Origin of the sequence: Streptomyces sp. BJ20 (assembly GCF_022869105.1) — a bacterium.
In the GTDB taxonomy this organism is placed as follows: domain Bacteria; phylum Actinomycetota; class Actinomycetes; order Streptomycetales; family Streptomycetaceae; genus Streptomyces; species Streptomyces griseoincarnatus.
The window spans coordinates 5778321-5797251 of sequence record NZ_CP094918.1 but is presented as its reverse complement, the minus strand read 5'-3'; the positions used below and the strand labels follow the sequence as shown (position 1 = coordinate 5797251).

The 18931-nt window shown below is 72.9% G+C and carries 15 protein-coding genes; 7 read left to right on the top strand and 8 right to left on the bottom strand.

Annotation, left to right across the window (positions count from 1 at the left end):
- Window positions 1-37: 37 nt before the first annotated feature.
- A complete protein-coding gene (locus tag MTR79_RS26165; RefSeq protein WP_244792080.1) occupies window positions 38-3316 on the top strand; it encodes a BTAD domain-containing putative transcriptional regulator in 3279 nt (1092 codons plus the stop codon).
- Here MTR79_RS26165 and MTR79_RS26160 read toward each other — a convergent pair whose 3' ends face one another.
- The 3 genes from MTR79_RS26160 to panB all read right to left on the bottom strand — a co-directional run bounded on the left by MTR79_RS26160 (window position 3317) and on the right by panB (window position 6241).
- Window positions 3317-4141, bottom strand: coding sequence for an ABC transporter permease (locus MTR79_RS26160; protein WP_086701185.1), 825 nt, complete (start codon window positions 4139-4141; stop codon window positions 3317-3319).
- On the bottom strand, window positions 4138-5166 hold the full coding sequence (locus MTR79_RS26155; RefSeq protein ID WP_244792079.1) for an ATP-binding cassette domain-containing protein: 1029 nt from the start codon (window positions 5164-5166) through the stop codon (window positions 4138-4140). Before MTR79_RS26155 ends, MTR79_RS26160 begins: the two co-directional genes overlap by 4 nt.
- Window positions 5167-5365: 199 nt before the next feature.
- The gene (panB, locus tag MTR79_RS26150) at window positions 5366-6241 is read right to left on the bottom strand and encodes a 3-methyl-2-oxobutanoate hydroxymethyltransferase (RefSeq protein ID WP_163036058.1); all 876 of its coding nucleotides are present in this window, start codon (window positions 6239-6241) and stop codon (window positions 5366-5368) included.
- 205 nt (window positions 6242-6446) lie between these two features.
- On the opposite strand from panB, the gene MTR79_RS26145 reads away from it, so the two are divergent.
- From MTR79_RS26145 to MTR79_RS26135, 3 genes are all read left to right on the top strand, one after another.
- Window positions 6447-8036 carry an MFS transporter gene (locus tag MTR79_RS26145; RefSeq protein WP_244792078.1) on the top strand — a complete coding sequence of 530 codons (1590 nt, stop codon included), beginning with the start codon at window positions 6447-6449 and terminating at the stop codon, window positions 8034-8036.
- Window positions 8037-8112: 76 nt separating this feature from the next.
- Window positions 8113-8727 carry a TetR/AcrR family transcriptional regulator gene (locus tag MTR79_RS26140; protein ID WP_244792077.1) on the top strand — a complete coding sequence of 205 codons (615 nt, stop codon included), beginning with the start codon at window positions 8113-8115 and terminating at the stop codon, window positions 8725-8727.
- Between the two features lie 187 nt (window positions 8728-8914).
- Window positions 8915-9964, top strand: a complete 1050-nt coding sequence (locus MTR79_RS26135; protein WP_244792076.1) for an endonuclease/exonuclease/phosphatase family protein — start codon at window positions 8915-8917, stop codon at window positions 9962-9964.
- A gap of 79 nt (window positions 9965-10043) precedes the next feature.
- Here the strand turns inward: MTR79_RS26135 and MTR79_RS26130 are convergent, their stop codons facing one another.
- The 3 genes from MTR79_RS26130 to MTR79_RS26120 form a co-directional block, all read right to left on the bottom strand.
- Window positions 10044-11810, bottom strand: a complete 1767-nt coding sequence (locus MTR79_RS26130; RefSeq protein ID WP_086701179.1) for an NAD+ synthase — start codon at window positions 11808-11810, stop codon at window positions 10044-10046.
- A gap of 86 nt (window positions 11811-11896) precedes the next feature.
- A complete protein-coding gene (locus tag MTR79_RS26125) occupies window positions 11897-12529 on the bottom strand; it encodes a DUF305 domain-containing protein (protein ID WP_244792075.1) in 633 nt (210 codons plus the stop codon).
- Window positions 12526-13191: a DUF3105 domain-containing protein gene (locus tag MTR79_RS26120; RefSeq protein ID WP_244792074.1), complete on the bottom strand. Its 666-nt coding sequence runs from the start codon at window positions 13189-13191 to the stop codon at window positions 12526-12528. Before MTR79_RS26120 ends, MTR79_RS26125 begins: the two co-directional genes overlap by 4 nt.
- Window positions 13192-13367: 176 nt before the next feature.
- On the opposite strand from MTR79_RS26120, the gene MTR79_RS26115 reads away from it, so the two are divergent.
- Window positions 13368-13811, top strand: a complete 444-nt coding sequence (locus tag MTR79_RS26115) for an Rrf2 family transcriptional regulator (RefSeq protein WP_086701175.1) — start codon at window positions 13368-13370, stop codon at window positions 13809-13811.
- 12 nt (window positions 13812-13823) lie between these two features.
- Here the strand turns inward: MTR79_RS26115 and MTR79_RS26110 are convergent, their stop codons facing one another.
- Window positions 13824-15005, bottom strand: a complete 1182-nt coding sequence (locus MTR79_RS26110; protein WP_086701173.1) for a globin domain-containing protein — start codon at window positions 15003-15005, stop codon at window positions 13824-13826.
- A 401-nt stretch (window positions 15006-15406) separates the two neighbouring features.
- Here MTR79_RS26110 and glnA point away from each other — a divergent pair, with 401 nt between their 5' ends.
- A complete protein-coding gene (glnA, locus tag MTR79_RS26105) occupies window positions 15407-16768 on the top strand; it encodes a type I glutamate--ammonia ligase (RefSeq protein WP_086701200.1) in 1362 nt (453 codons plus the stop codon).
- Between the two features lie 320 nt (window positions 16769-17088).
- A complete protein-coding gene (locus MTR79_RS26100) occupies window positions 17089-17745 on the top strand; it encodes a hydrolase (protein WP_086701172.1) in 657 nt (218 codons plus the stop codon).
- Between the two features lie 333 nt (window positions 17746-18078).
- On the opposite strand, the gene MTR79_RS26095 is transcribed toward MTR79_RS26100, so the two are convergent.
- Window positions 18079-18636, bottom strand: coding sequence for a DinB family protein (locus MTR79_RS26095; protein WP_086701198.1), 558 nt, complete (start codon window positions 18634-18636; stop codon window positions 18079-18081).
- Between the last annotated feature and the right edge of the window lie 295 nt (window positions 18637-18931).

Genomic DNA, 18931 nt, shown 5'->3' with positions numbered 1-18931 from the left:
CCCCGGCCGCGCGATCCCGCGGGCGGCACCGGAGAGAATGGACCCCGTGCGCTACCGCATCCTCGGCACCACCCAGGCAGTCCGCCCCGACGGCACCGTCGTCCCCGTGGGCGGCGCACGGCTGCGCGCCCTGCTGACCGTGCTCGCCCTGCGGGCCGGCCGTACGGTGCCGGTCGGCCTGCTGGTCGAGGAGGTCTGGGACGGCGACCCGCCCGCCGACGCCACCGGCGCGGTGCAGGCACTGGTGGGCCGGCTGCGCCGGGCGCTGGGCGCCGACGCGGTCGTCTCCGACGAGGGCGGCTACCGCCTCACCGCCGCGACCGACGACGTCGACCTGCACCGTTTCGAGCGGCTGGCCGGCGAGGGCCTGCGCGCCCTGGCCGACGGCGACCCCGCCAAGGCGGCCACCGTGCTCGACGACGCCCTCGCCCTGTGGCACGGCGGCCCCGCGCTGCCCGGTCTGCCCGACCGCACCGCCGAGGCCGCCCGTGTGGAGACCCGCCACCTGGACGTGCTGCGCGCCCGCCACACCGCCGCCCTGGCCCTCGGCGAGGCCGAGCGGTCCCTCCCCGAGCTGACCGCCCTGTGCGACGGCCACCCCCTGGACGAGCCGCTCCAGGCGCTGCGGCTGCGCGCCCTGCGCGACACCGGCCGCACCGCCGAGGCGCTCGCCGCCTACGAGGAGGTGCGCCGGCTGCTCGCCGACCGCCTCGGCTCCGACCCCGGCGCCGAGCTGCGTGCCCTGCACGCCGAGTTGCTCAGACCCGAGACGCCCGCACCGCCCGCGCGCCGGGGCAGTGGCGCGCCCGGCAACCTGCGCGTCCGGCTGACCTCGTTCGTCGGCCGCGAGGCGGACATCGAGGCGATCCGCGCCGACCTGTCGGCCGCCCGTCTGGTGACGCTCCTCGGCCCGGGCGGGGCGGGCAAGACCCGTCTGTCGCAGGAGGCCGCCGAGACCGTACGGGCCGCCCACCCGGACGGCGTGTGGCTGGCCGAGCTCGCCCCCGTGGACGCCCCCGACGCCGTGCCGGAGGCGGTCCTCACCGCCGTCGGCGCCCGTCAGACCGTGCTGTACGGCGCCGGCGCGGAGGGCATGCGGGCCGTCACCGACCGGCACAGCGACCCCGTGGACCGGCTCGCCGAGCACTGCGGGCCGCGCCGCATGCTGCTGATCCTCGACAACTGCGAGCACGTCGTCGAGGCCGCCGCACGCCTGGTGGAGACCCTCCTCGAACGCTGCCCCGGCCTCACCGTCCTCGCCACCAGCCGCGAACCCCTCGGTGTGCGCGGCGAGTCGCTGCGCCCCGTGGAGCCGCTGCCCGAACCGGTCGCGCTGCGCCTGCTCGCCGAGCGCGGGGCCGCCGCCCGCCCCGGCTTCCGCACCGACGACGACCCGGAGGCGTGCGCCGAGATCTGCCGCCGCCTCGACGGTCTGCCCCTGGCCATCGAACTCGCGGCGGCCCGGCTGCGGATGCTCACCCCGCGCCAGATCGCCGACCGGCTCGACGACCGTTTCCGCCTCCTCACCTCCGGCAGCCGCACCGCCCTGCCCCGCCAGCAGACCCTGCGGGCCGTAGTCGACTGGTCCTGGGAACTGCTCGACGCCGGCGAACGCGACGTGCTGTGCCGCCTGTCCGTCTTCGCCGGCGGCTGCGACCTCACCGCCGCCGAGGCCGTGTGCGGTCCCGCCGCCCTGGACGCGCTGGGCTCCCTCGTCGACAAGTCGCTGGTGGTGGCCGCCCCGTCGGGCGACGACGGCATGCGCTACCGGCTGCTGGAGACCGTCGCCGAGTACGCGGGCGAACGCCTCGACGAGTCCGGCGGACGCGACGACGCCGAGCGCGCCCACCTGACGTACTACCGCGAACTCGCCCGTACCACGGAACCGTTGCTGCGCGGCCCGCGTCAGGTGGAGGCCGTCGCCCGGCTGGAGCGCGAGTACGAGAACGTCCGCACCGCGCTGCGGCACGCCGTCGTCCGGCGCGACGAGCAGGAGGCGCTCTGCATCGTCCTGTCCCTGGTCTGGTACTGGCAGATGCGCGACCTGCGCATCGAGGCCCGCAACTGGTGCAGGGAGGTCATGGCGCTCGCCCCCGACCCGTTCGCCGAACCCGTCGAGCCGGCCGCCCCGCTGTGGCAGCGCTGCACCGACCGGCCGCCCCCGATGTCGGGCGAGCTCCTCGCCGAGGCCCGTCGCGGGGCGCACCTGGCCCATCTCGCCCAGATGGACACCGAGCTGGACGACTGGCAGACCCCGCGGGCCCAGCACCGGCTGCGGCTGGTGTCCGCGACGTACGAGCCGGGGCTGCCGCAGGTCTGCCGCCCACCGGGCCTGCTGTGGACGTTCGCCGTGATGCTCACCGGCGACATGGAGCGGCTGCGCGAGGTGGTGGACGCGGCGATCCGCACCTGCCGGGAGAACCCCGGCTTCGAATGGGAACTGGCCTGCAACCTCCAGCTGCGCGCCAACTTCCTCGCCAACCGCAGCGACTGGGCCGGCGACGCCCGCCGCGACGCCGACGAGGCCCTGGAGATCCACCGGCGGCTCGGCGACACCTGGGGCATCGCCGAGGCGCTCTCCGCGCGCGGCGAGGCCCGCGAGCGCGCGGGCGCCTACCGGGAGGCCGCCGCCGACTACGAGGCGGCCATCGAGCACGCCGAACGCCTCGGCGCCCGCTCGCACACGGCCGTGCTCACGGCCCGGCTGGGCAACGCGCTGATCGAGGAGGGCGTCACCGAGCGGGGCGAGCGGCTGCTGCGCGAGGTCATCGACCACACCAGCGGCCGGCACACGGAGGCGCTGCCCGCCGCCCGGCTGTTCCTCATCGGCTGGCTGTGCGTGAGCGGACGCACGGAGGAGGCCCGTGAGCACGTGCGGGCGCTGCGCGAGGAGTTCCGCCTCGCCCACTACGTGGTCTTCGACGCGTTCATCCTCGGCGCCGAGGCCGGAATCGAGGTGGCCGCGGGCGACGACGAGCGCGCGCTCGACATCGTCCGGGAGGCGATGCGGCAGGCGGACGACTCGCTGGTCGTCGCCATGGCCCCGCACCTGCGCGCCTCGTACGTCGTCCTGGCCGCCGCGGCCCTCGCCGGGCTGGACGGCGGACGGCACGCCCGGGACGCGGCCCGCTGCCTGGGCGCCGCCGACTCCTGGCTGCCCGAGGGACACTCGGCGAGCCTCGTGGAGCGCACGACCCGCGCCCGCGCCGAGGCCCGGATCCGCCAGGTGCTGGACGAGGCCGCCTTCGCGGCCGCGTACGCCGAGGGCGACGGCCTCTCCCCGGACGAGGCCGTCGCCCTGCTCGACCCGGCGTGATCAGGTCTTCGTACGGAACTTGTGGATGGCGACCGGCGCCATCACCGCCGTGATCCCGACGGACCAGGCGAGCACCATCCACAGGTCGTGGGCGACCGGCCCGCCCACCATCAGCCCGCGGGCGGAGTCGGCCAGCGCGGACAGCGGGTTGTACTCGGTGAAGTTCTGCAGCCAGCCCGGCATCGACTGCGGCGGCGCGAAGATCGACGAGCCGAACTGCAGCGGCATCAGCACCAGGAAGCCCATGGCCTGCACCGACTGCGCGTTCTTCATCACCACGCCCAGCGTGAGGAAGACCCACATCAGCGCCGAGCCGAACACCGCGGACAGTCCCACGGCGGCGAACAGCCCCGGCCAGTTGGTGATGTCGAAGCCGACGAGCACACCGACGACCATGAGGATCGCGGTGGCGATCAGCATCCGCACCATCTCGACCGAGATCTTCGCGAACAGCACCGAGCCGCGCCCGATGGGCAGCGACCGGAAGCGGTCCATGACCCCGGTGTTGAAGTCCTGGTTGAACCCGGTGCCCACCCCCTGGGCCATGTTCATGCCCATCATGGCCATCAGGCCGGGCACGATGTACTGCACGTAGGCGTCCTGCCCGCCGCCCAGCGACTGCCCGATCGAGCCGCCGAAGACGTACACGAACAGCAGGGTGAAGACGACCGGGAAGAGCACGGCGTCGAACATCGACTCCGGGTCCTGCCGGATCCACAGCAGGTTGCGGCGGACCAGCGCCCCCGTGTGGCGCAGATGGGCCCGCGGCGAGATCCGCGCGTCCGTGCGGACGCCGGCGGCGGGAGCGGCGGTGGCGGCACTCATACGGCGACGGCCTCCTCGGAGGTGGTGGCGGGCAGGGGGTCCTGCGGGGAACTGGCGCGGTGCCCGGTCAGGGACAGGAACACCTCGTCCAGGCTGGGCAGTTCGGTGGTGACGGAGTTCAGCGTGACGCCGCGTGCGGTGACCGCGCCGACCACGGCGGTGAGCTGCTCGTCGCTGAGCACGGGGACCAGCACCGCGCCCCGCTCGGCGTCCACGGTGGTGCCGGCCAGCCCGGTGACACCCAGCTCGTCGAGGGCGGCGGCGAGCGGACGCAGCTGGAGCGGGTCGGCCGGGCGGACGCGCAGCGTGCGGCCGCCGACCTTGGCCTTCAGCTCCTCGATTCCGCCGCTCGCGATGACCTGGCCGCGGTCCACCACGGTCAGCTCGGAGGCGAGCTGCTCGGCCTCCTCCATGTACTGGGTGGTCAGCAGCACCGTCACCCCGTCGCCGACCAGCCGCTTCACCTCGTCCCACACCTCGTTGCGGGTGCGCGGGTCCAGGCCTGTGGTGGGCTCGTCCAGGTACAGCACGGCCGGGCGGCCGATCATCGAGGCGGCCAGGTCGAGCCGGCGGCGCATCCCGCCGGAGTAGGTGCCCACCGGGCGCCGGGCGGCCTCGGTGAGCGAGAACCTCTCCAGCAGCTCGTCGGCGCGGCGCCGCGCCTCCTTGCGCGGCAGGTCCAGCAGCCGCCCGATCAGGTACAGGTTCTCCCAGCCGGACAGCTTCTCGTCCACGGAGGCGTACTGCCCGGTCAGCCCGATCACCCGGCGCAGCTGCCGGGGCTGGCGGACCACGTCGTACCCGGCGACGGTGGCGTGCCCGGCGGTCGGGGCGAGCAGCGTGGACAGGATGCGCACCAGCGTGGTCTTGCCGGCCCCGTTCGGCCCGAGCACCCCCCGCACGGTCCCCTCGGCCACGTCCAGGTCGACCCCGTCGAGGGCCTTGGTATCCCCGTAGTGCTTGACCAGCCCTCGGACGGTCACGGCGCTCCCCGCGCCCCCCGTTCGTACGTCGTATCGCGTCATGTCCCCGACGATCGCAGCGCCCGCCGACAAAGCCCCGACAGACCGCCGACACCCCGCCGACAGACGTCCGCGCACGCGTCGGCGGGGTGTCCGGGAAAGGCGACGGCCCGCCGACGGGGGAAGATCGGCGGGCCGTCGTGGGTGGTGCGACAGTGGCTCACAGGGGTGTACGCGGTGGTTCACGCCACCCGGGCGCGGATCAGTGCACGGAGTGCTCCTCCTGCGGGAAGGACCCGGCGACGACGTCCTCGGCGAACGCCTTCGCCGCCCCGGTCATCACGTCCCGCAGGTTCGCGTACTGCTTGACGAACTTCGGCACCCGGCCGCCGGTCAGCCCGAGCATGTCGGTCCACACCAGCACCTGGGCGTCCGTCTCGGGGCCCGCGCCGATCCCGACCGTCGGGATGTGCAGCGTGCGGGTGACCTCGGCGGCCAGCTCGGCCGGCACCAGCTCCAGGACGACGGCGAACGCGCCCGCGTCCTGCACGGCCTTCGCGTCCCGCAGCAGCTGCTGGGCGGCCTCCTCGCCGCGGCCCTGCACCCGGTAGCCCATGGCGTTCACCGACTGCGGGGTCAGCCCGATGTGGGCCATCACGGGGATGCCGGACTCCACCAGCAGCTCGATCTGCCGGTGCGAGCGCTCCCCGCCCTCCAGCTTCACGGCGCCGACCCCGGCCTCCTTCACCAGCCGGGTCGCCGAGCGCAGCGCCTGCACCGGACCCTCCTGGTAGGAGCCGAACGGCAGGTCGCCGACGATCAGGGCGCGCGAGGTGCCCCGGACGACGGCGGCGGCCAGCATGGTCATCTCGTCGAGGGTGACGGGCACCGTGGTGTCGTACCCGAGGTGGCAGTTGCCCGCGGAGTCGCCGACCAGCATCACCGGGATGCCGGCCTCGTCGAACACGGACGCGGTCATCGCGTCGTACGCGGTGAGCATGGGCCACTTCTCGCCGCGTTCCTTGGCGAGGGCGATGTCCCGGACAGTGATGCGGCGCGTGCCCTTGCCCCCGTACAGCGTCTTGCCGCCGGAGGAGGGACCGGGCGCCCCGGTCTGGGCAGCCGAAAGCTGCGTCATGGATCCGTCTCCCAACACGTCATCTCGAGGCGCCCTGACGGCGTCCCCGGACCACGTCCATGGTGGCACCTCTCCCGGCGGAGGGCCAGAGGCAGCCCGGCGCACCCGCCCACGCCCCGGCGTGCCCTGCCATACCGGGACAAACTCGGGCAACACGCCCTCAATACGAGACGGTCTCGTATCGGAACTTCCTACGCTGGGCCGCATGACTTCTCCTGCCGCCCCAGCCCGCCGGATCCCGGAAGCCGTGCACCGGCGCCGCTGGGTGATTCTCGGCGTGCTGATGATGAGCCTGCTGATCGTCGTCCTGGACAATTCGATCCTGAACGTCGCCATCAAGACGATCTCCACCCCCGCCCCCACCGGCCTGGGGGCCACCCAGAGCCAGCTGGAGTGGGCCATCAACGCCTACACGCTCGTCTTCGCCGGGCTGCTCTTCACCGCGGGGCTGCTGGGTGACCGGCTCGGCCGCAAGAAGGTGCTGATCGGCGGTCTCGCCGTGTTCGGCGCCGGCTCGGCCCTCGCCGCGTTCTCCGGCTCCCCTGCCGAGCTCATCGTCTTCCGCGCGGTGATGGGCCTGGGCGCGGCGTTCGTCATGCCGGCCACCATGGCCGTCCTGATGCACGTCTTCGAGCGCGACGAGCAGCCCAGGGCCATCGGCATCTGGACCGGCGGAGTGGGCCTGGCCATCGCCATCGGCCCGATCACCGGCGGACTGCTCCTCGACCACTTCTGGTGGGGCTCGGTCTTCCTCGTCAACGTGCCCATCGTCGCCCTCGCCGTCGCCCTGATGCTGTGGCTGGTCCCCGACTCCCGTGATCCGAAGCCCGGCCGGCTCGACCCCGTCGGTGTGGTGCTGTCCGTGGCCGGCCTGGTCCTGCTGGTGTACGGGATCATCAGGGGCGGCCAGCTGGCCGACTTCACCGACGTCACCGTGCTGGCGACGACCGGCGCCGGTCTCGCCGTGCTGGCCGCGTTCGTGGCGTTCGAGAAGCGCAGCGACCACCCGTCCGTCGACATCTCGGCCTTCCGGAACAAGGTGTTCTCCGCCTCGATCACCGCGATCGCGCTGGTCTTCTTCGCCCTCCTGGGCGTGACCTTCTTCACGGTGTTCTACCTGCAGAGCGTGCGCGGCCACTCGCCGCTGGAAACCGGCCTGCTGATGCTGCCGCTGGCCGCGACCCAGCTGCTCTTCGCGCCCCGCGCCCGCCTCATGGTGGACCGCGTCGGCAGCAGGATCACCACGACCGCCGGCCTGGTGGTGCTCGCCGCGACGCTGGCCGCGTTCGCGCTCCTGGACGGGACTACGCCCCTCTGGTTCCTGGAAGCCGTCTTCTTCCTGATGGGCACCGGCATGGCCTACGTGATGACGCCGGTGAGCGTCGTCGTCATGCAGGCCCTGCCGCGCGAGAAGGCCGGCTCCGCCTCCGCGCTCAGCAACACCTTCCGCCAGGTCGGCGGCGCCCTCGGCATCGCCGTACTCGGCTCGGTGCTGTCCACCGCCTACCGCACCGACATCGAGGGGGCGCTGGGCTTGGTGCCGCCCGGTGCCCGGCACGCGGCCGGCGAGTCCATCGAGGCCACCCTGGCCGTGGCGGACCGGCTGGGCCCGCGAGGCGAGCCCCTGGCCGACGCGGCCGCCGACGCCTTCCTCTACGCCATGCACGTCACGGCGCTGTGGGGGGCGGCCGTCGCGGTGCTGGGCGCGGTCGTCGTCGCCGTCTTCCTGCCCGGCCGCACACCGGCGCCGGAGGGCGACGGCCGGGACCGGGCGTTGGTGACGGCGGCGGACTGAGAAGCCACGGGCCGGCGGACCCTCGCCGCCGCCCACCGGGGAGAATCACCACAGCCCAGCGAGAGGATCCGACGACGTGAGCCCGGCCGGCACCGGCCCCCCGTACCAGGTGCCCGCGCGGGGCCGCCCCCGCAGCGAGGCGGCCGAGCGCGCCATCATCGAGGCGGTGATGGGGCTCCTGGAGGACGGCGTGCCCCTCGCGGAGCTCTCCATCGAGCGCATCGCCCGCACCGCGGGCGTCGGCAAGGCAACCATCTACCGCCGCTGGAGCGGCAAGGAGGAACTCTTCGTCGACGTCATACGCGCCGCGGAACCCCCGGACCCCGACCTGCCCGGCACCTCCGTGCGCGACGACCTCGTCGTCCTGCTGGAGTCCCTGCGACTGCGCGGCCTGGCCGGCAGGAGCCCGGCACTCCTGCACAACGTGCACGCCCAGATGAAGAGCAGCCCCGGCCTCTGGGCGGCCTACCACGACACCGTCATCCAGCCGCGCCGCAGGCTCGGCCTGGAGGTGCTGCGCCGGGGCCGGGAGAACGGCGAACTGCGCGCCGACGTCGACCTGGAGCTGCTCAACGACATCGTCGTTGGCCCCCTGCTCGTCCGCACGGTCCTGAACCCCGACGCCGGCTTCCCGGACGACCTCGCCGAACGTGTGGTGGACACCCTCCTGGAGGGCCTGCGCCCGTCATGAGGGGCCGGGATGTGCGGATTTCGTCACAGACGCCACCCCGGTCACGCGCTCGAGGAACTGCCCGCGCGGCCCCGTACGTCATCGCTCCCGTAGGGCCGCCGGGCGGCGGCAGGAACGGAACCGATCATCCCCTAGGGTCTTACGGGGGGCGACGGTGTGTGTGCACGGCAGTTTGTGAGGCAACGGTATGGCGCGGCAGGCGTACATGACGGAGACGGACGAAGGGCGCCAGGGCCCCCGGACCCCGGCCTCTCGGTTGCGGCGCCTCCTCCACCGTCTGGAGGCCCTGCGCGAGGACCGCGGCATCTGGCGCCGGGGCTGGGTGGTGGCCGTCTGCGCACTGCTGCTGGCACTGCTGATGCTGGCCCACGCGCATGTCCCGAACGCCGTCGGCAACTTGGGCAGCCTGCTGGAGACGTTCCTGCCGTGGCTGGGCCTGTTCGTGCCGGTGCTGCTGGTCCTGGCGCTCGTCCGCCGCTCGGCGACGGCGCTGATCGCGACCGTCCTGCCGGCGGTCGTGTGGCTGAACCTGTTCGGCGGTCTGCTCAGCGACAAGAACACCCCCGGCGGCGACCTGACGGTGGCCACGCACAACGTCAACGCCGAGAACCCGGACCCGTCCGGCACCGCACGTGAGGTGGCCGCCGCGGGCGCGGACGTGCTGGCGCTGGAGGAGCTGAAGGCCTCCGAGGTGCCCGCCTACCGGGCGGCGCTGTCGGACACGTACGACCACCACGCGGTGGTCGGCACGGTCGGGCTGTGGTCCAAGTACCCGCTGAGCGACGTGAGGTCGGTGGACATCCGGCTGGGCTGGCAGCGGGCCATGCGCGCCACGGTGGACGCGCCGGCCGGCCGGGTCGCGGTGTACGTCGCGCATCTGCCGTCGGTCCGGGTGAAGCTGGAGGCCGGGTTCACGGCCCGTCAGCGCGACAAGAGCGCCGACGCGCTGGGTGAGGCCATCGCGGACGAGCCGCTGGACAACGTGGTGCTGCTCGGCGACCTCAACGGCACGATGAACGACCGCTCCCTGAAGGCGGTCACCTCCCAGATGCGCTCCACGCAGGGCGCGGTGGGCAGCGGCTTCGGCTTCAGCTGGCCGGCGTCGTTCCCGATGGCGCGGATCGACCAGATCCTGGTGAGGGGCGCCGAGCCGGAGAGCTCCTGGACGCTCCCGCCGACGGCGAGCGACCACCTGCCGATAGCGGCACGGCTGCGGGTCGCCGACACCTCGGACTGACCCCACGGGCAGACCCGGACACACGGCGGCGGGCGGGGCGCGGAACACCGCACCCCGCCCGCCGTCCGCGTACCGGACCTCACACCTCGGGCGGCAGACCCTCGCGCCAGCCGTTGGTGAGGGGCAGCCGGCGGTCCTTGCCGAAGCCCTTCGGGGAGATCTTGGTGCCCGGCGGGTACTGGCGCCGCTTGTACTCCGCCCGGTCCACCATCCGCAGCGTCTTCCCGACCAGTTCACGGTCGTACCCGGCCTCGACGATCTGGTCCGCGCCCTTGTCCTGGTCCACGTACAGCGCCAGGATCGCGTCCAGCACCGGGTAGTCCGGCAGCGAGTCCGTGTCCACCTGGCCCGGACGCAGCTCCGCGCTCGGCGGCTTGGAGATCGAGTTCTCCGGGATCGGGGGCGTCTCGCCCCGCTCCTCGGCCGCGCGGTTGCGCCACCGCGCCAGCCGGAAAACCAGCGTCTTGTACACGTCCTTGATGGGCCCGTACGCGCCGACCGAGTCGCCGTACAGCGTCGAGTAACCCACCGCCAGTTCGGACTTGTTCCCCGGGGCCAGGACGATGTGTCCCTCCTGGTTGGAGATGGCCATCAGCATCGTGCCGCGCAGCCGCGACTGGAGGTTCTCCTCCGCCAGGCCGGTCAGCTCCAGCGACCCCATGTACGCGTCGAACATCGGCTCGATCGCGACCGTGCGGTAGTTCAGCCCGGTGCGCCGCGCCAGCTCCGCCGCGTCGCTCCTCGAGTGGTCCGAGGAGTACTTCGACGGCATGGAGATGCCGTACACGTTCTCCGGGCCGACCGCGTCACAGGCGATCGCGGCGACCAGCGCCGAGTCGATGCCGCCGGACAGCCCGATCAGCACCGAACGGAACCCGTTCTTCTGCACGTACGCCCGCAGGCCCACGACCAGCGCGGAGTACACCTCCGCGTCGTCGTCCAGACGGTCCGCGTAACCGCCGGTGTGCTCCGGCTCGTACGCGGGGACCGGGTCCTCGGACAGCACGACCCGCTCGATGCGCAGCCCGTCGTCCACCACGCCCTCCGGCGCGTCGGCCACCGCGGCCGGCAGGTCCAGGTCGACCAGCAGGCACGTCTCGGAGAACTGCGGGGCGCGCGCGATCACCTCGGCGTCCGCGCCGACGACGATCGAGTCGCCGTCGAAGACCAGGTCGTCCTGCCCGCCCGTCATGGCCAGGTAGGCGGTGGTGCAGCCGGCCTCCTGCGCCCGCTTGCGCACCAGCTCCAGACGCGTGTCGTCCTTGTCCCGCTCGTACGGCGAGGCGTTCACCGACAGCAGCAGCCCGGCCCGCGCCGAGCGCGCCGCCGGCACCCGGCCGCCGTCCTGCCACAGGTCCTCGCAGATGGCCAGGGCGACGTCCACGCCGTGCACCCGCACCACCGGCAGGGTGTCGCCGGGCACGAAGTAGCGGAACTCGTCGAAGACGCCGTAGTTCGGCAGGTGGTGCTTGGCGAAGCTCAGCACCACCTCGCCCCGGTGCAGCACGGCCGCCGCGTTGCGCGGGGCGCCCGCGGGCTGGCCGTACTTCGGCTGGGCGGCGGCGCTACGGTCCAGGTAGCCGACGACCACCGGCACGTCGCCGAGGCCCTCGTCGGCGAGGCGCGCGGCGAGGGCGCGCAGGGACGCCCGGGAGGCTTCCACGAAGGACGACCGCAAAGCGAGGTCCTCGACGGGATACCCGGTCAGCGCCATCTCCGGGAACGCCACGAGATGCGCCCCCTGCCCGGCGGACTCCCTGGTCCGGCGGACAATCGTTTCCGCGTTGCCGGCGAGATCGCCGACGGTCGAGTCGATCTGATTCAGGGCGAGTCGTAGTTGAGGCACGCGGGCCAGTGTAATCGTCAGAGCGACGCGATGTGGGGCGGCGGGACCGCGGATCCTCGGGCGGCCAAGGGGGCGGCCTCCGGCCGTCACGGCCGCGCGGCCGCTCCCCGCGCCTTCAGCATCCCCGCCATCAGCCGGATCTCCGACTCCTGGCCCTCGACCATCCCGCTCGCGAGCCGCTTGCCGGTGTCCACCTCGCAGGCGCGCACACAGCCTTCCGCCATGTGCACACCGCCCCGGTGATGCCTCGTCATCAGCTGGAGGTAGAACACCTCGGCCTGCCTGCCGTTCAGCCGGCCGAGCCGCTCCATCTCCGCGTCCGTCGCCATGCCCGGCATCAGCGCGCCGTCCTCGCCGGCCGCCGCGTCGCCCATCCCCATCCAGGTCATGGGCGGGTCGGCGGACACCTTCGGCAGCTCCCACAGGTCGAGCCAGCCCAGCAGCATGCCCCGCTGGTTGGCCTGGGTCTGGGCGATGTCGTAGGCGAGCCGCCGCACCTCCTCGTCGTCGGTGCGGTCACGCACGACGTACGACATCTCCACGGCCTGCTGGTGGTGGACCGCCATGTCCCGGGCGAACCCGGCGTCCGCGGAGTCCGCCGCCGGGACGGGCAGGGCGCGCTCCTCCCCGCCGGCCGCCGAGGCGCCCGCCCACCCGGCCGCCCCGCCCACGACGAGCACCGCCGCCAGCGCCCCGGCGGCCAGGGCGGGCCGCCTCACTTCGACAGCCCGCCCGTGCAGGCCGCACCCGGCTCGGGCGTCTGCTGCCCCTGCACGAACTTCTCCAGGAACGCGTCCACGGCCGGATCCGCGGCGCCGGTCACCGTGCGCTGGTGCCCCCACGCGGTCAGCACGACCGGGTCCTTCTGCCCGTCGACCGGGCTCATCAGCGTGTACGGCGTCTTCCTCACCTTCGCCGCCAGCGCCTCCACCTCGGCCTCCGGGGCGTCGCCGTTGTACGTCACCCACACCGCGCCGTGCTCCAGCGAGTGGACCGCGTTGGTCGGGTTGATCTCGTCCTCGTAGACGTCCCCGTTGCAGTTCATCCACACGGGGTTGTGGTCGCCGCCCACGGGAGGCGTCACCGGGTAGTCGACGGACTTCGTGACGTGCTCACGGCCCAGCGTGCCCTTCCAGGCGCGCACGCCGTCCGCGTCCGTGACGAACTTCCCCGCGGACTTCGCGTCGTCCGCCGCGCTGCTGCCGCCGTCGTCCGACTGCGTCTGGACCAGTACCACCCCGCCGGCGACCAGGCCCGCGACGACCACCACGGAGGCGGCGACGACGAGGATCCGGTTGCGGCGCTCGCGGGCCTGCTCGGCGCGCCGCATTTCCTCTATCCGTGCCGTGCGTGCCGCGCTGCTCTTCTTGGCGGAGCCCATGGAGGTGTCCTTCGGGTCGGAGGAGGTGGGGCCGGAGTGGTGATCGGGTCAGCTGATCGTAATGGGGGAGCCGGGCGAGTCGTAGGGGGCGGCGGGACCGGACGGGGCCCGGGCGGATCCGGTGAAGGTCCGGCCGAAAATTTTGAGCCAGGATTCCGATTACCTACGCTGCCGGTATGCGGCTGCTGCGCTCCACCGACCTCGCCCTGCGGGTCCTCATGCGCCTCGCCGTGGCCGGAGACACCAATCCGACGACCCGGGACGTCGCGACGGCCATGGACGTGCCGTACACCCACGCCGCGAAGGTCGTCGCCGAGCTGCGGCACATGGGGCTGCTCACCGCCCGGCGCGGCAGGGGCGGCGGGCTGTCCCTCACCGAGAAGGGCCGCGAGGCTTCCGTGGGCGGCCTGGTCCGCGCCTTCGAGGGCGAGGGGGACGTCGTCGACTGCGACGGCGCCGTCGGCACGGCCCCCTGCCCCCTGCGCTCCGACTGCCGGCTGCGCGGCGCGCTGCGGCGGGCCCAGGAGGCGTTCTACGCCTCGCTGGACCCGCTGACGGTCGCGGACCTCACCGCGGACCCGACGGGCCCCCTGCTGCTGGGCGTCCCGAGCGTCCGCTGACGGCCCACCCGCTCACCGCGCGAGCCACAGGTCAGGACCGAACACCTCGTAGTGCACGTCCGCCGGGGCCACGCCCTTGGCGATCAGCTGCTCGCGGACCCTGCGCATGAACGGCAGCGGACCGCACAGGTAGGCGCGCGTGCCGGGCGCGACCGGCACGTCCGCGAGGTCCACGTACCCGGTGCCCGCGCCCGCCGGGGCGTCCCGCTCGTACCAGAACCGCACGGTCGCGTCCGGCAGCTTCCCCGCGTAGGCCTCGTGGTCCGTGCGCAGGGCGTGGTCGGCGGGGGAGCGGTCGCCGTGCACGACGGTGACCGGGGCGCGGTGCCCGGAGCCGGCGAGGTGCCCGAGCATCGCGACCATCGGGGTCACGCCGATCCCGGCGGAGGCCAGCAGCAGCGGCGTGTCGTCGCCGGCGTCCAGCACCAGGTCGCCGTACGCCTCGGACAGCTCCAGGACGTCGCCCACCCGGACGTGCGCGTGGAGGTGGGAGGACACCTCACCGTCGGGCGCCCCGCCCTCGTGCACGCGCTTGACGCTGAACTGCCGCAGGTCCGGGCCGGGCGCGCCGGAGAGGCTGTACTGCCGTATCTGGCGGGCGCCGTCCGCGAGCGGGACCCGCACGGAGACGTACTGGCCCGGGCGGAAGCCGCGCACCGGGCCGCCGTCGGCCGGACGCAGCCGGAAGGTCACCACGTCGGCGGTCTCGGTGACCCGCTCGACGACCTCCCAGGGCCGCCGTACGGCCCCGCCGCGCTCCTCGTGGAGCCGCTTCTCCACGGCGGTCAGGGCGTTCGCCATGAGCCAGTAGACCTCGTCCCAGGCGGCGGCGACCTCGGGCGTGACCGCGTCGCCCAGCACCTCGGCGATGGCGGCGAACAGGTGCTCGTGGACGATCGCGTACTGGTCCGGGGTCACGCCGAGGGAGGCGTGCTTGTGGGCGATGCGCGACAGCATCGCGTCCGGCCGCTCGCCGGGGTGGTCCAGCAGGTGCGTGGCGAACGCCGCGACGGAGCCCGCGAGGGCCTGGCGCTGGGTGCCCGCGGCCTGGTTGCCGCGGTTGAACAGGTCGCGCAGGAGCTCGGGGCGGGCGGCGAACATCCCGGCGTAGAAGCGCTCGGTGATCTCGCCGAGGGAGGCGCCCACGGCGGGGAGGGTGGCGCGGACGGTGACGGCGGACTGCTCGGACAGCATCGGGTCTCCTCGTGGCTCGGATGCCTGTGCCCTCATTAAAACTTGCATCAGGAACTCAAATTTAAGCGGGGGGTGTTCTCGCGGGACGGGGCCGATCGGACCGGAGGAGGGGTCCGGCCGGGCCGAAGGAGGAATCCGGTCGGACCGGGGGAGGGATCCGGTCGGACCGGAACCAGGGGATCCGACCCCCGTCCGCTGTCGTGGTGGCCGCTCCGACCGGGCAAGATGGGCGGAGGAGCCGTGCCTCCGACGGCCCCGGCGGTTCAGGCCGCGGCCGGTCGCCCGACCGGGCCCGGCAACGTGTGTGAAACGCTGGTGTGGTGGGATGCACGAGTGCCGGACCGTCTCCCGTGGGCCGGGAGGAACGGGCGGCCTGACCGGCAGGAATGGGGAAGCGGAAGATGGACAAGCAGCAGGAGTTCGTGCTCCGGACGTTGGAGGAGCGCGACATCCGGTTCGTACGCCTGTGGTTCACCGACGTCCTGGGCTTCCTCAAGTCCGTGGCCGTCGCCCCGGCCGAGCTCGAGCAGGCCTTCGACGAGGGCATCGGCTTCGACGGCTCCGCCATCGAGGGCTTCGCCCGCGTGCACGAGTCCGACATGATCGCCAAGCCGGACCCGTCGACGTTCCAGATCCTGCCCTGGCGCGCCGAGGCGCCCGGCACGGCCCGGATGTTCTGCGACATCCTCATGCCGGACGGCTCCCCGTCCTTCGCGGACCCGCGCTATGTCCTCAAGCGCGCCCTCGCCCGCACCTCCGACCTGGGCTTCACCTTCTACACCCACCCGGAGATCGAGTTCTTCCTGCTGAAGAACAAGCCGGTCGACGGCAGCCGCCCGACCCCGGCGGACAACTCCGGCTACTTCGACCACACGCCGCAGAACGTCGGCATGGACTTCCGCCGCCAGGCGATCACCATGCTGGAGTCGATGGGCATCTCGGTGGAGTTCTCCCACCACGAGGGCGCCCCCGGCCAGCAGGAGATCGACCTGCGCTACGCGGACGCGCTCTCCACGGCGGACAACATCATGACGTTCCGCCTGGTCATGAAGCAGGTGGCGCTGGAGCAGGGCGTGCAGGCGACGTTCATGCCGAAGCCGTTCTCCGAGCACCCCGGCTCGGGCATGCACACCCACCTCTCCCTCTTCGAGGGCGACCGCAACGCCTTCTACGAGTCCGGCGCGGAGTACCAGCTCTCCAAGGTGGGCCGCTCCTTCATCGCGGGCCTGCTGCGGCATGCGGCGGAGATCTCCGCGGTCACCAACCAGTGGGTCAACTCCTACAAGCGCATCTGGGGCGGCACCGAGCGCACGGCCGGCGCGGGCGGCGAGGCCCCCTCGTACATCTGCTGGGGCCACAACAACCGCTCGGCCCTGGTCCGCGTGCCCATGTACAAGCCCGGCAAGACCGGCTCGGCCCGCGTGGAGGTCCGCTCCCTCGACTCCGGCGCCAACCCGTACCTGGCCTACGCCCTGCTCCTCGCGGCCGGCCTCAAGGGGATCGAGGAGGGCTACGAGCTCCCGCCGGGCGCCGAGGACGACGTCTGGGCCCTCTCCGACGCCGAGCGCCGCGCCCTGGGCATCGAGCCGCTCCCGCAGAACCTCGGCGAGGCGCTCACCCTGATGGAACGCAGCGACCTGGCCGCCGAGACCCTCGGCGAGCACGTCTTCGACTTCTTCCTGCGCAACAAGAAGCAGGAGTGGGAGGCGTACCGGTCGGAGGTCACGGCGTTCGAGCTGAAGAATCTGCTGCCGGTGCTGTAGGCGCGGGTCAGCGCCTGGTTCCGCTGAATCGGCAGGAGGGGCGGACGGTCACGGACCGTCCGCCCCTCCGTGCGTCTACGGGCCCGGTGGCGCGTGCAGGCCCTTGTCGGCGCGCGGTCCAGCAGTGCTCCGTGCTCGCCCGAATCCCGGCCGACGGAGGGTAGTTGACGCATCAATCACCGAAGGCCTAGCTTGGATGACGCGTCAACCAAATGGTGGGGGTCGCCGGTCCGGCCGTCCGTGTCCCTCCCTGCGGGGCACCGGGACACCGGGTGCTGCCGGAGGCCCGCTGACGCGAGGCTCCAGAAGGAGAACGCCACGTGAGTACTGGGAACAAGGCCGGACTCGGCGCGCTGCTGACGCCCGAGGAGAGCGTGCTCGTCCTCATCGACCACCAGCCGTTCCAGGTCGCCAACCTGCACAGCCATGAACCGACGATGGTCGTCAACAACGTCGTCGGACTGGCCAAGGCCGCGAAGGTGTTCGACGTGCCGACCATCCTGACGACCGTCGTGGAGGAGCGCGGCGGCCTTCTTCTCCAGGGTCTGCGGGATGTGTTCCCCGACCAGAAGCCGATCAACAGGACCTTGATCAACACCTGGCAGGACGAGCGTGTCGTGGACGCCGTCAAGGCGACCGGACGCAAGAAGCTGATCCTTGCCGGCCTCTGGACGGAGATTTGTGTGGCCATGCCGGCGATACAGGCGGCGGGCGAGGGCTTCGAGGTCTTCGTCGTCACCGACGCGTCGGGCGGTGTCTCGAAGGAGGCCCACGACGTGGCGGTGCAGCGCATGGTCCAGGCGGGCGTGGTTCCGATCACCTGGATGGCCGCGCTGGGCGAGTGGCAGCGGGACTGGGCCCGCGAGGAGACCGTGCAGGGCGTCGCCGAGGTCCAGGCGCAGCACGGCGGTGCCAGCGCTGTGGCCTTCGCCTGGGAGATGCAGCTTCTGGCCACGCCCGCCGGAGAAGTGGCCTGACCTCGCAGCCCCGGCACCGCTCCATGTCGGCTGCCGCCCCCTGTCGCTGACCCGCTGTCGGCGGCAACGAGCGTCCGGCAGGTCCCGGCCTGTGCGACCCGGCGCCAGGACGCCGACGGCCGGGACGGCGTCCTCGGCCGCGCTGCTGATCGTTCACGGTCCCGGGCCCGCTGCGGGGGCCCGGGCCGTCCGCGCGCCGGCACGGAGGACATCCGAAGTGGCCGGCGCGACCGACGAGGTGGGTCCTGGCCTGCGCGACCAGCTGGGACGGAGGCCACGGGGCCGGCGGTCGACGACCGCCGGCCCCGTTCGCCTCTACGGCGGCCCGGGCCGTCACCCCATCGTCTTCGCCCCGTCCAGCGCCTCCCGGACGATGTCCGCGTGCCCCGCGTGCTGGGCCGTCTCCGCGAGGATGTGCAGCAGCGCCCGCCGCGCGCTCCACTCGGGCTGACCCTCGAACCACGGCGCCTTCGGCAGCGGCCACGACGCGTTCAGGTCGGGGAGGCCCGCGACGACCTCCTCCGTGCGGCGGGCCACCTCCGCGTACGCGTCCAGGACGCCGGCCAGCGTCTCGCCGGGCAGCATCCTGAACTCGTCGGCCCGGCGTGCGAAGTCCTCCTCCGTCATCTCCGTGAAGTCCGGCATCGCCGACGGGCCCTCCAGGATGAAGCGCACCCACATCCGTTCCATCGAGGCGACGTGCTTGATCAGGCCGCCCAGGCACAGTGCGCTCTTCGTCGTCCTCAGGCTTGCCTGCTCGTCGGTGAGGTCACGCGTGGTGAACCGCAGGAAGTGCCGGTGCTCGGCGAGCGTCCTCAGCAGGTCGGCACGCTCGTCCGTGACGGCGGGGGCCTCGGCGGACTGGTCGGTGGTCAGCTGGTTCACGGTCATGGTTTCCGCCTTCATCGGTCAGTTCGGTGATCTCGTGCGCTGCGTGCCGTACGCGTCCGGCGCGACGAGAGACACGTTAGAAGCCGTGTAGGTCGGATCCTGTCCTAGTTGCGGCGGCCCCCCGCGCCGCGATTCGGAACGCCCCGCTCCGCTCTCGCGCGGAACCTTGCCAGCCCGCTGTCGCGCCTCTACTGTCGCGACACACAGACAGAAAGCGCTTTCTCAATCGATGGGTCAGGCGCACCCCGCCCACCCTCATCGATGTCACTGACATGCCCATGACAGACCTCCGTGA